We start from the raw sequence: 13,879 nt of genomic DNA on the forward strand, positions 1-13,879 counted from the left end.
ATCAATTTTTTATAAATTATTTGATGTGTTTTTGTAATGTCAAAAAAATTAACTTGATGTGTTTTTGTAGGGAAATTTAATTGCCAATAGTAAAATATTAACATTATTATTGCATCAAATTACTAATTAATTAACCAAAATTTTTAGAAAAATGAAATTAACAAAATTACTTGTTTTTTGTATTTCATCTTTGTTATTCTCGGTTATAGCAGTGGCTCAGGATGTCACAGTAAACGGGACTATAAATGATGAAAGTGGAATGCCTGTTCCAGGTGCAACAATTTTATTAAAAGGTACTACAAAGTCGACAGCGTCTGATTTTGATGGGAAATTTCAAATCTCTGTGCCTTCTAACGGAACTTTAACAGTTACTTTTATCGGTTATACTACAGTAAACGAAGCTGTAAATGGGAGAACAAAAATTGCAATTCAATTAAAACCTGAATCACAATCATTAAATGAGGTTGTAGTTGTAGGATATGGTACTCAAAAGAAATCAGTAGTTACTGGAGCAATCTCTAGTGTAAAAGCAGCTGATCTTGAAAAAGTACCTAACGGACGTGTAGAGCAGACTTTACAAGGTAGAGTAGCAGGGGTTTCTGTTGCAGCTACTTCTGGACAGCCAGGTTCAGCTTCAAAAGTTCGTATTAGAGGTATAACTACTTTTAGAGAAGGTGGTAATGATCCATTATGGGTTGTTGATGGTATTGCTGTAGATGCTGGTGCGATTGGTTTTATCAACCAAAGTGATATTGAGTCTGTAGAGGTTCTTAAAGATGCTGCTTCTGCTGCAATCTACGGTACTCGTGCTGCAACTGGGGTTATCTTGGTTACAACTAAAAAAGGTAAATCTGGAAAAATCTCTGTAAACTATACTGGTTTTGCAGGTGTTTCTGGACCAGCTAAGAAATTAAACTTGTTGAACTCTCAAGAGTATGCAACAGTAATGAATGAAAAATCGCTTAATGATGGCGGAGCAATAAAATATACTCCTTCAGAAATTAGTGCAATGGGTAAAGGTACTAACTGGCAGGATGCAATCTTCAATGATTCGGCTCTAAGATATACTCACGAATTAAGCATTAGCGGCGGTGGTGAAAAATCTACTTTTTATGCTTCTTTTGGAGTACAAGATCAAGAAGGGATTGTTACAACAGATATTTCTAATTATACAAAGAAAAATTTCCGTTTAAACTCTACACACAAAATTTCTAATTATTTTACGTTTGGACAGACTTTTGGTTACACTCACCAAAAATCTAGAAGTTTAGGAAATACAAACAGTGAGTTCGGTGGACCTTTAAGTTCTGCAATTAACTTAGATCCGCTTACTCCATTGGTTGTTACTGATCCAGCAGTTGCTAGCACAGGTTTTTATACAAACGCGAATGTGGTTAGAGATGCAAATGGAAATCCTTACGGAATTTCTTCTTTAGTACAACAAGAAATGACAAACCCTCTAGCTTACATTCAAACAAGATTAGGAGGTTACAACTGGTCAGATGATTTCGTTGGTAATGCTTATTTAGAGGCTAACATTACAAGCCATTTAAAATTCAGAACAACACTTGGAGGTAAAATAGCTTACTGGGGAAGTGAACAATTCACACCAGTTTTCTACTTAAACCCAAACATGAAAGCGGACAAAAATAACTTCAACCAAAACAACGAGAAATCATTTGCTTGGACTCTTGAAAATATCTTGACCTACAGCAATAGATTCGGAAATCATAATGTAAATGTTTTAGCAGGTCAAGGTGCTTACGTTGAAAATATTGGAACTGTTGTTAATACAACAATGTTTGGTCTTCCAATAACAAGTTATAAAGATGCTTCTTGGAACTTTAATATTCCACAAACTGACAGATCAACAAATACAGAAGATAAAGTGGAGCACAAATTAGCTTCATTATTCTTACGTGCTAACTACGATTACATGGAGAAATATCTTTTCACAGGAATTATTCGTCGTGATGGATCAACTCGTTTTGGAGAAAATAAAAAATGGGGAGTTTTCCCTTCATTCTCTTTAGGATGGGTAATTTCTAAAGAAGGGTTCTGGAAAGAAAACGAGGCAGTTAACAGTTTAAAAATACGTGGAGGTTACGGAGTTGTTGGAAATGACAATATCGATGACTTTAAATACAGAGGTTTAGTTGTTGGAGGATATAACTATTCTACAGGAAATACTGGAGATATCACAACTGGTTACGGTAACTCTACTTTGCCTAACGCAGATTTAGGATGGGAAGAAACTTCTCAAACTACAGTTGGTTTAGATGCAAAACTTTTCAATGATTTTAATCTTACTCTTGATTACTACAAGAAAAGAACTACAGGGATTTTAAGAAATGTTGTTATTCCTGGTTATGTTGGAGTTGTTGATGCACCTTCTGCAAACGTTGCAGATATGAATAACAGTGGTTTCGAGATTGAATTAGGATACAAGAAAAGACTTGGAGATTTCAATTTAGGTGTTAATGCAAATATGGCTTACTTGAAAAATGAAATCACTTATGTAGGTTCTTCTACTAACTACATTGTTGGAGATGCTACTTTCCAATCTATGGGACCTGTTACAAGAACAGAAGTTGGGCATTCATTCAATGAGTTTTACGGTTTCAAAACTGCTGGAATTTTCCAAAATGCAGCTGAAGTTGCAGCTTACAAAAACGCAGCAGGAAATTTAATCCAGCCAAATGCTAGACCTGGAGATTTCCGTTGGGTAGATACAGATGGTGACGGTTCTATTACGGATGCTGATAAAAGATACTTAGGAACAAATATTCCTAAATATACTTTTGGTCTTACACTTAACTTAGATTACAAAAACTTTGATTTCATGGCTTTTGCTCAAGGAGCTGCAGGAAGTAAAATTTTCCAAGGTTTAAGAAGATTAGATGTATTGAATGCAAATTACCAGACAAGCGCTTTAGATCGTTGGCATGGAGAAGGAACATCAAATGATTATCCTAGATTGACAAACAATGATCCGAACAAGAACTATACAAACATGTCTGATTTTTATCTTGAAAGCGGCAACTATGCACGTTTAAAAATTGTTCAAATTGGATATACATTACCAGCGAGCTTATCATCTAAAATTGGTTCAGATAAAATTCGTTTTTACTTAACAGGAGAAAACTTAGTCACTTTTACCAAATATTCAGGTTACGATCCTGAAATTGGAGGTCAGGTTTTTGGTGTAGACAAAGGAGTTTATCCACAAGCTAGATCTTTCTTGTTAGGAGCTAACGTTCAATTTTAATAAATTAAAGAATTATGAAAACTACAAAATTTAAATATATATATGCAGCTGTTTCAATGGCTATTATGGGATCTTGTTCTGAAGATTTCGTAACCATTAATCCAGAAGGAAAATTTGACTCGAGTATCTACTTTTCTAACGAACAACAGTGTTACGCCGCTTTGATAGGAACTTATGATCCATTAAGAAAAAATACTGGAGGATTTGAAAATTTAGTAGCAATGCTAAATGCAGGTTCTGATGACTTTTATGCTGGAGGAGGTAGTTCAACAGATGGAAACGGAATTCAGAATTTCTCAACGCACTCACTTACTTCAATCAGTATTCCAGGAAGTTTCTGGAACGATCACTATCAAGGAGTTGCAAGAGCAAACATGCTGATCTCAAAACTTCCTGCAGCATCTATGAGTGATGCAGTAAGAACAAGATTTGCTGCTGAAGCTAAAACATTACGTGCATTTTACTACTTCAATTTAGTAAGATTGTTCAAAAATATTCCTTTGGTATTAGAGCCTTTAACAACTCAGACTATTTATACTCCTGAGCAGGTAACACCAGATGTGATTTATGCACAAATTGAAAAAGATTTATTAGAGGCTATTCCTAGTCTTCCAAATACTGTTGTAGCTGCAACTGAAGCAGGAAGATTTAATAAAGGTGCTGCGCAGGCATTACTTGGAAAAGTTTATTTGTTTGAAGGTAAAAATCCTCAGGCAGCTGCAATCTTGGCAGAAGTTAATGGTACGCCGGGAGCAACTAACCAATACGGAAATAAATTGCTTACAAAATTCAGCGATTTATGGGTAACTTCTAACAAATTCAATGCAGAGTCTATTATCGAAGTATCTCACAGTAGTGCTGGTAATACAGACTGGAATTTCTGGGGACAAGGTAGAGACGAAGGTAACTCTTTAAACCAAATGGTTGGACCAAGAGGATATTCAAGACCAACAGGTTCTGATGCTGCAGATCTTCCTTCAGGATGGGCTTTCAATCCTATTACTCAAGGTTTATACGATGTAATGAAAACTGACCCAAGATTTGAAGCTACTATTTATGATTTAAAAGCTTTAAAAGCGGCTGGTAAAGCAAACTATATTCCTGCTTATCAAGATACAGGTTATTTCTTGAATAAATACCTTCCAAGACAGTCAGATGTTCGTACAGGTGGAGGTAACCAAGAGTTGAACTACAAACAAAACTCTTATGTTATCAGATTGGCAGATACCTACTTAATGGAAGCAGAAGCTTTAGGATCTGGTGCAAGAGCGCAAGCTTTACTAGATGCAGTTAGAGCTAGAGTTGGATTGACTCCTGTTCCTGTAACATTAGCAGCTATTAAACTTGAAAGAAGAATGGAGTTAGCTGGAGAAGGACATAGATTCTTTGATTTAGTAAGATGGGGAGATGCTGCAACAGCATTAGCAGACAGAGGTTTCAATGCTGGTACAGATGAGATTTTCCCAATTCCATACACTGAGTTGAATGGTACTAAATTGAAACAAAATCCTAATTATCAATAAGAAAATTAACGAATCGAATCGATAAGTTAATTCGAAAATAAAGAGTTAAGTTAAGTTTAAGTTTGGTTGTAAATAGCCCATAATCATTATGAGTATGGGCTATTTTTTAAATCCTTAAGCGAGACATTTTAATATTGTCCGAACAAACTTCAATTTTAAATTATAATAATGGGAAACGAATGAAAAAAAATACTTTAAAAGTTCTTTGTCTTTTGTTTTCTGCAGTAGCATTTGCTCAGCAGCCAAAAGCAAAAGAATTTACAACCAATGGTAAAAAAATTACTGTATATACCACTGCAGAAAACTCTAATCTGAGATTAACAACGACAGATCATTTGACGTTTTCTGAATCAAAACAACCTTTAGAAACTGAAACTTCTGTTTTTGTACAGCCATCAAAAAAGTTTCAGACTTTTATGGGAATTGGAGGCGCAATTACAGATGCGAGTGCCGAAATATTTGCTAAACTTTCAAAAGAAAAACAAACAGAATTTTTAAATGCTTACTACGATCAACAAAAAGGTATTGGCTATTCTTTGCTAAGAACAACGATTCAGAGTTCTGATTTTAGCAGTGGAAGCTATTCTTATATCGAAGAAGGAGATAAAGATTTAAAAACGTTTTCTATTGATCATGACAGGCAATATCGTATTCCGCTGTTAAAAAGAGCGATCCAGACTGCAGGAGGAAAATTAACTACTTATGTAGCGCCGTGGTCGCCAAATGCTTTTATGAAAAGCAATAAAAGTGTTTTAAAAGGAGGAACATTACTTCCAGAATATTACCAAACTTGGGCGAATTTCTACGTAAAATTTATTAAAGCTTACGAAAAAGAAGGAATTCCGATTTGGGGAACTTCAACCCAAAATGAACCAATGGCAGTACAAACTTGGGAATCTTGTATTTATACTGCTGAAGCCGAAAGAGATTTTATTAAAAACTTTCTAGGACCAACGCTTAAAAAGGAAAACTTAGGAAACAAAAAAATCATTGTCTGGGATCATAACCGAGATTTAATGAATTACAGAGCCAATGTTATTTACTCTGATCCAGAAGCTTCTAAATATGTTTGGGGAATGGGTTTTCATTGGTACGAAACCTGGTCTGGCGGCGCAGCGATGTTTGATAATGTTGGAAAAGTAAACGAAGCATATCCGAACAAAAAACTATTGTTTACAGAAGGATGTGTAGAAAAATTTGATGCTTCGAAGTATCAATATTGGCCAAACGGAGAACGTTACGGTATTAATATGATCAATGATTTTAATAACGGAACTGTCGGCTGGACAGATTGGAATATTCTTCTGGATCAAAACGGCGGTCCTAATCATGTGGGGAATTTTTGTTTTGCACCAATTCACGCAGATACAACAACAGGAGAATTAATCTACACGCCATCTTATTATTACATCGGGCATTTTTCAAAATTCATTCGTTTAAATGCAGTTAGAGTGAGTACAGCCGTAAGCAGAAGTGCATTATTAAGTACTTCTTTCTTAAATACAGATGGTAAAATGGCAACAATTGTCATGAATCAGTCAGCAAATGAGCTTACTTATAACTTGATCATTGGTGCAGAAAAAACAGTAGTAAAGATTCCAGCACACGCGATACAAACGCTTGTTTATTAATATTTTGTAGGTAAAGTAAAGACGAAGACCAATTTGAAATTCATTTTAGTTTTCGCTTTACTTTAAATTTTAAATGATTTTTAAAGTAATATGAAAGCCACAAATAAAATTTTAGCAGCTTTAGTAATAGTAGCGCAATTTAGTTGTTATTCGCAAAAGAATGCAGAAAAAGGAGTTTCTTCATCTAAAAACAAATCAAAAATTCAAGTCTATACGACTGCCGAAAATACTAATTTGAAATTGTCATTATCGAATGATTTTATTTCAAATACAACTACACAACAAACAAAATCAACAGTTTCAATCTCTTTGAATACTGAAAAAACAGATCAAACTTTTTTAGGAATCGGTGGTGCAATTACAGATGCAAGTGCCGAAGTTTTTGCGAAACTTTCTCCAAAAAAGCAACAAGAATTCCTGACGGCATATTACGATAAAAATAAAGGGATTGGTTATTCTTTGGCCAGAACCAATATTCACAGCTGCGATTTTAGCAGTGACAGCTACACTTATATTCAAGAAGACGATAAAGATTTAAAAACTTTCAATATAGATCACGACAGAAAATATCGTATTCCATTACTAAAAAAAGCAATAGAAACAGCCGGCGGGAAACTAACTTTATTTGTCAGTCCTTGGAGTCCCCCAGCTTTTATGAAAGACAATAAGGATATTTTGCACGGCGGCGTTTTATTGCCTGAGTTTGCGCAATCTTGGGCAAACTATTATGCAAAATTTATTAAAGCTTATGAGAAAGAAGGAATTCCGATTTGGGGTTTAACGATTCAGAATGAGCCAATGGCAAAACAACGCTGGGAATCTTGTATTTATACACCAGAAGCCGAAAGAGATTTTCTTAAAAATTTTCTAGGGCCAACTTTAGAAAAAGAAGGACTTAGTTCAAAAAATGTCATAATCTGGGACCACAATCGCGGTGACATGTTAACGACAAGAGCCAATCTGGTATTTTCAGATCCTCAGGTTTCAAAATATGCATGGGGAATCGGATTTCATTGGTACGAAACATGGAATGGCGGGACACCAAAATTTGAATCGGTAGGAGAAGTACATAAAGCATTTCCAAATAAAAATTTACTTTTTACAGAAGGATGTATCGAAAAATTTGACGCTAAAAATTTCCAGTTCTGGGGAAATGCAGAACGATACGGTCTTAACATGATCAACGATTTTAATAATGGAACCGTTGGATGGACAGATTGGAACGTTTTATTAGATCAAAATGGAGGACCTAACCACGTTGGAAATTTCTGTTTTGCACCCATTCATGCCGATACAACCAAAGACGAGTTAATCTATACACCAATGTATTATTATATTGGGCACTTATCAAAGTTTATTCGTCCTAACGCAAAAAGAATCATTCAAACCATAAATGATAAAAAACTAATAAGCACTTCTTTTAAAAACACTGACGGCAAAGTAGTAACCATTGTCATGAACCAATCAGATGAAGAAGTTGTTTACACGCTTATAAACAACGATTTGCAAAACACCATAACCATTCCGAAGCATGCGATGCAGACGATTGTCTATTAACTAAAAAACCAAAAAAACTAGTAGAATGAAATTTAATTTTAAAAACAACATAAAAATATTGTTCTTCGGAGCTGCAATATTTGTACAGTTCAAATGTTCCTCTTCAAATGATACAGTAGATCCAGGACCTGTGACGCCACCAGTTGTCATTACAAATGATATCGATTTTTGGATGACAAGAGGAGACCAAAGCGTTTTGTTGGCCAAACAAGGAGGTATTCTAGGATTTAACAACACCGTAAATACTTATGCTAATATTGAGGTAGATGTAGCTCAAAAATACCAGACAATAGACGGTTTTGGATATACTTTGACCAACGGAAGTGTTGATGTGATCAATCAATTAAATGCTTCAAAAAAAGCAGCTTTGTTGCAGGAATTGTTTGGTTCTGGCGAAAATTCTATTGGTGTAAGTTATTTAAGAATTAGTATTGGAGCATCAGATTTGAGTGCAGATACCTATACTTATAATGACCTTGCAACGGGTGAAACAGATTTAAACCTGACTAAATTTAGTTTGGAAAAAGACAAAAATCTAATTGCACTTTTAAAAGAAGTTGTGGCAATTAATCCAAAGATTCCAATTTTGGCGACACCTTGGTCAGCACCGCTTTGGATGAAAGACAAAAACAGCTTTATTGGAGGAAAACTAAACACACAGTATTATGATGCTTACGCTAAATATTTTGTAAAATATATTCAGCAAATGAAAGCAGAAGGAATTACGATTGATGCTGTAACGCCTCAAAACGAACCTTTGCATGATGGTAATGAACCGAGTATGTATATGTCGGCTTTGGAACAGACCAACTTTATCAAAAATAATTTAGGCCCAGCTTTTAAAACGGCCAATATCACAACAAAAATTATTTCGTACGATCATAATTGTGATAAACCAGAATACCCGAAAGCAATCTTGGCAGATGCAGCAGCTTTTCCTTTTGTAGACGGTTCGGCTTTTCACTTGTATGCCGGAGATATTAGCGCCTTATCAGATGTTTATAATGCCTATCCAACAAAAAATATCTATTTCACAGAGCAATGGACTTCTTCAACAGGAGAATTTGGAGGTGATTTAAAATGGCATCTTAAAAATGTAATTGTAGGTTCAATGCGAAATTATAGTAAAAATGCTTTAGAATGGAATTTAGCGAATAACGCTTCATTTGGGCCTCATACTTCTGCCGGATGCAATAGCTGTAAAGGCGCATTAACTATTACTTCAAACGACACTTATCAACGAAATGTAGCGTATTACATCATCGCTCACGCTTCAAAATTTGTTCCGGCGGGTTCTGTTAGAATCGGAAGTAACATTAGCGGGAATTTACAAAACGTAGCTTTTTTAACACCTTCTGGTTCAAAAGTATTGATTGTGGAAAATGATGGATCTGCAGCACAAACCTTCAATATAAAATATAACGGAAAATGGGCGGCAGTTTCTTTAGAAGGCGGTGCAGTTGGAACTTTTATATGGAAATAAATCGAGGATTGAATAAACTAATTTTCGTATGAAAAAAATACTCATAACATTACAACTCTTGATTTCGATAGTCTCTTTCGGACAGGGCTTTTTGCATAGAGACGGCCAGAAAATTGTGAACGGACAAGGAAATAATATCATTTTAAGAGGTTTAGGTCTTGGCGGATGGATGGTGCAGGAAGGATATATGTTACAGACGCAGCCTTTTGCGAGTCCGCAATATCAAATCAAACAAAAAATTCAAGAGGTTATTGGCGAGCAGGGAACAAAAGAATTTTATGCAGCTTATAAGGCAAACGGAATCACAAAACGCGATATAGATTCGCTCGCAAAATGGGGTTTCAATTCTATACGGCTTCCAATGCATTATAATCTGTATACGCCGCCGATTGAAGAAGAAAAAAATGGCGAAATTACTTGGATCGAAGAAGGTTTTACCATGACCGACAATCTTTTGAAGTGGTGTGCTGACAATAAAATCTATCTAATTCTTGATTTGCACGCAGCGCCGGGCGGACAAGGAAATGATGCCGCAATTTCGGATTACGATACTACAAAACCAGCGCTTTGGCAAAGTGAAGCCAATCAGAAAAAAATGATTGCTTTATGGAAAAAACTGGCTTCACGTTACAGAGACAATCAATGGATTGGAGCTTATGATATTATTAATGAACCAAATTGGAATTTTACAGGATCTAATAAAAATGGATGTGACGAAAACTCCAACGGACCTTTAAGAGATTTAATGGTTGCAGTTACAAAAGCAATTCGCGAAGTAGATCCGAATCACTTAGTAATTATTGAAGGAAACTGCTGGGGAAATAATTACAACGGAGTTTTTCCGCTTTGGGATGAAAATATGGCGTTGAGTTTTCATAAATATTGGAACTATACGACCAAAGAATCAATCCAAAAAATGCTTGATTATAGAACGCAATACAATGTTCCGATCTGGATGGGAGAAAGCGGCGAAAACTCCAATGTATGGTTCAAAGATGCTTTGACTTTAGTAGAAACCAACAATATTGGATGGGCTTTCTGGCCAATGAAAAAAATCGAAAATATTGCAGGAGTAACTTCTGTAACAAAAAATCCTGAATATGATGTTCTGGTAAAATATTGGAAAAACGGTGGTTTAAAACCAAGCGCAGAGTTTGCCAAAAAAGCTTTAATGAGAATGGCAGACAATTACAAAATGGAAAACGTAACCGTAAAACCAGATGTAATTGATGCAATGTTTAGACAAGTGCAAACGAATGATACAAAAGCGTATAAAAAGAATCAAATTCCAGGAAAAATTGCTGCAACACATTATGATTTAGGAACCAACGGATTTGCTTATTCCGATAAAGATTTCATAAACTACAGAGTTGAAACTGGAAATTTTGATGAATGGAATAAAGGAAATACAATGCGAAATGATGGTGTAGATATTCTGCCTTGCAAAGACAAAGGTTCAAACGGCTATCAAGTTTCGTTTATCGAAGACGGCGAATGGCTTCAATTTACAACTCAGGTTAAGAAACAAGGTAAATACAATGTTGAGATTCGTTATGCTGGAAAAGAGGGAAAACTTCATTTAGAAACAGCAGATTCAAAATCAAACACTATTTCACTGCCAGCAACGGAAGGAAATGAAAATTGGAAAATAGTTGTTTTATCAGACCTAGCATTAAAAGAAGGTGAAAATAAAATAAAAGTAGTTTTTGACCAAGGCGGTTTCAACCTAAACTATTTGGATTTTTCGGAAGCAAAAAGCTCAAAAAAATAGAAAACAGCATTCAAAAACAAGATGGATAAATTTGGTGTGATAGTATTGATTTTGCTTTTTGTTTTTTCTGTTTTGCAACGTTTCCGATTATTATAAAAAAGAAGAATTAAACTCGTTGAGTGCAATTCTTCTTAACACATAGAGACATAGTTTTTTGAGTTTAAAAAAGGCGTTTCACTTTTATTGAATTCACATAGCTATGTGAGAGAAACTAGTTTCTTTCAATTATTCTTTTTACTAAAGAAGAATCTATGTTTGTATGTGTTGAAATTTTTGCATTTTGAATTATAGACAACAGGTTAATTAACATAAGTTTTAAATAAGTTTTTTTCTTTGAGGCTTTGGAAACACTAGTTTTACGGATTAAATTTTTTTAAAGATGAAAAAGATAAATTCAACTATTTTAGTAGTAATGCTCCTTTTGGTGAGCAGTTCATTTTATGGTCAAAACCTGAAAATTATGACCTACAATATTCGTTTAGATGTTGCATCAGACGGAGAAAATGCATGGCCAAACCGAAAAGACTATTTTACTTCTCAAATACAATTTTACAGTCCGGATATTTTTGGAGTTCAAGAAGCAACGCCAGGGCAAGTTACATACATTGCTTCGGCTTTATCGAATTATAACAAGTTTGGAGTTGGACGAGAAGAAGGAGGTTTGGGTGAAGCTTGTACTATTTATTATAAAAAAGATCGTTTCAAAGTATTAGAATCTAATACATTTTGGCTGTCAGAAACACCAAATAAAGTTTCAAGAGGCTGGGACGCGGCGTGTAACAGAGTCTGTACATACGGACTTTTTAAAGATTTAAAAACGAAGAAATCATTTTACGTTTTTAACATTCATCTTGATCACATGGGCGAAGTGGCAAGAGTAAAAGGAGTAGAGTTGGTTCTTTCAAAAATAAAAGAATTGAATACTAAAAATTATCCCGCTTTTTTAATGGGTGATTTTAATTCAGAGCCTGAAACGAAACAGATTGTAGAGATTAAAAAAGTAATGGATGATACCAAAGACGTTTCGAAGGAAAAACCTTTTGGGCCATCGGGAACGTTTAATGATTTTAAACATAACGAACCTGTAACCTTATTGCTGGATTATATTTTTATTTCAAAAAATAGTGAATTCAAAATTCAAAAACATGCGGTATTAAGTGATTCTAAAGATTTAAAATATCCATCGGATCATTTGCCCGTCTTAATAGAGATAGATTAAAATGAAAAACATCAACAAAAAACTTCAAATTTTACTGTTATTGCCTCTTATTGCAATGCAGATAAAATGCGGATCTACACAAAGTGCTGCAGTAAATTCTGGAAAAGCTTCATCTTGGATTACAACAACAGATGAAACTTCAAAACTCAAAAAACAAGACGATTTAGTTTTCAATTCAGAAACAAATTCGAACCAGACAATTGAGATCGATCCTTCTCAAAAATTCCAAACCGTAGAAGGTTTTGGATTTTCATTGACAGGAGGAAGCGCTCAAGCAATCTTAAAGCTGGATAAAGCTAAAAAAGAGGCTTTGCTTCAGGAATTATTTTCAAGAAAAGAAAATGCCATCGGATTGAGTTATCTAAGAATTAGTATTGGAGCATCAGATTTGAATGAAAAAGTTTTTTCGTATGATGATATGCCAGAAGGCCAAACCGATTTAAAACTAGAACATTTTAATTTAGGACCAGATTTAAATGATGTGATTCCGGTTTTAAAAGAAATTTTAGCCATAAATCCGAATATTAAAATAATGGGTTCTCCGTGGTCGCCTCCCGTTTGGATGAAGGACAACGGAAGCTCGAAAGGGGGTAGTTTACAGCCAAAATACTATCAAGTTTATGCCGAATATTTTGTGAAATATATTCAGGCAATGAAATCGCATGGGATTGTGATTGATGCCATTACACCGCAAAACGAACCATTACATCCAGGAAACAATCCGAGTTTGTTGATGCTCGCAGAACAGCAGGCAGATTTTATCGGCAACCATTTAGGGCCAGCTTTTAAAGCGGCTAATATTAAGACCAAAATTGTAGTTTACGATCACAACTGCAACAAGCCAGAATATCCTTTAACGATTTTGAAAGATGCAAAAGCCAATCCGTTTGTGGCGGGTTCCGCTTTTCATTTGTATGAAGGAGATATCAGTGCGATGTCTACCGTTCACGATGCTTTTCCAAATAAGGATTTGTATTTTACAGAACAATATACGGGATCAGGAAGTAGTTTTGAGAAAGACTTGAAATGGAGTGTAAAAAATGTAGTAATTGGTTCTATGAGAAACTGGAGCAAAATTGCGCTTTCGTGGGGATTGGCGAATGACGAATTCTATAAGCCATTCACACCAGGAGGATGTACGACTTGTAAAGGAGCTTTGATGATTGACCAAAATCAAAATATAAAAAGAGAAGTAGGATATTATATTATTGCGCATGCTTCTAAATTTGTTCCAGAAGGATCAGTTAGAATCGGAAGTAATATTGTAGGAAATATACACAATGTTTCTTTTAAAACTCCGTTAGGACAAATTGTTCTGATTGTAGAAAATGATGGAGCTTCAGCAGAAACATTCAATATAAAATACAATCAAAAACAAATTTCAACTTCATTAAATGCAGGTGCAGTAGCCACTTACGTTTGGTAAA

At 34.9% G+C, this 13,879-nt stretch carries 8 protein-coding genes; all 8 read left to right on the forward strand.

The genetic code is table 11. The features are described 5' to 3' along the window. Positions 1-151 precede the first annotated feature (151 nt). The 8 genes from ACFSC2_RS13590 to ACFSC2_RS13625 all read left to right on the forward strand — a co-directional run bounded on the left by ACFSC2_RS13590 (position 152) and on the right by ACFSC2_RS13625 (position 13,878). Positions 152-3,268, forward strand: a complete 3,117-nt coding sequence (locus ACFSC2_RS13590) for a SusC/RagA family TonB-linked outer membrane protein (RefSeq protein ID WP_379814886.1) — start codon at positions 152-154, stop codon at positions 3,266-3,268. A gap of 14 nt (positions 3,269-3,282) precedes the next feature. Next, complete coding sequence (locus tag ACFSC2_RS13595) at positions 3,283-4,791, forward strand: RagB/SusD family nutrient uptake outer membrane protein (RefSeq protein WP_379814885.1); 1,509 nt, start codon at positions 3,283-3,285, stop codon at positions 4,789-4,791. Between the two features lie 179 nt (positions 4,792-4,970). Continuing rightward, positions 4,971-6,422, forward strand: a complete 1,452-nt coding sequence (locus ACFSC2_RS13600; RefSeq protein ID WP_379814883.1) for a glycoside hydrolase family 30 protein — start codon at positions 4,971-4,973, stop codon at positions 6,420-6,422. Positions 6,423-6,512: 90 nt separating this feature from the next. Beyond that, entirely contained in the window at positions 6,513-7,979 is a 1,467-nt protein-coding gene (locus ACFSC2_RS13605; protein ID WP_379814882.1) for a glycoside hydrolase family 30 protein, read from the forward strand. 25 nt (positions 7,980-8,004) lie between these two features. Then, positions 8,005-9,462 (forward strand): glycoside hydrolase family 30 protein, encoded by a 1,458-nt coding sequence (locus ACFSC2_RS13610; protein ID WP_379814881.1) that lies wholly within the window; start codon positions 8,005-8,007, stop codon positions 9,460-9,462. 28 nt (positions 9,463-9,490) lie between these two features. After that, positions 9,491-11,233, forward strand: a complete 1,743-nt coding sequence (locus tag ACFSC2_RS13615; protein WP_379814880.1) for a cellulase family glycosylhydrolase — start codon at positions 9,491-9,493, stop codon at positions 11,231-11,233. Between the two features lie 379 nt (positions 11,234-11,612). Further along, entirely contained in the window at positions 11,613-12,452 is an 840-nt protein-coding gene (locus tag ACFSC2_RS13620; protein ID WP_379814879.1) for an endonuclease/exonuclease/phosphatase family protein, read from the forward strand. 1 nt (position 12,453) lies between these two features. Then, complete coding sequence (locus ACFSC2_RS13625) at positions 12,454-13,878, forward strand: glycoside hydrolase family 30 protein (protein WP_379814878.1); 1,425 nt, start codon at positions 12,454-12,456, stop codon at positions 13,876-13,878. Position 13,879 lies beyond the last annotated feature (1 nt).

It is taken from the genome of Flavobacterium artemisiae, assembly GCF_042678225.1.
Taxonomy (GTDB): Bacteria; Bacteroidota; Bacteroidia; order Flavobacteriales; family Flavobacteriaceae; genus Flavobacterium; species Flavobacterium artemisiae.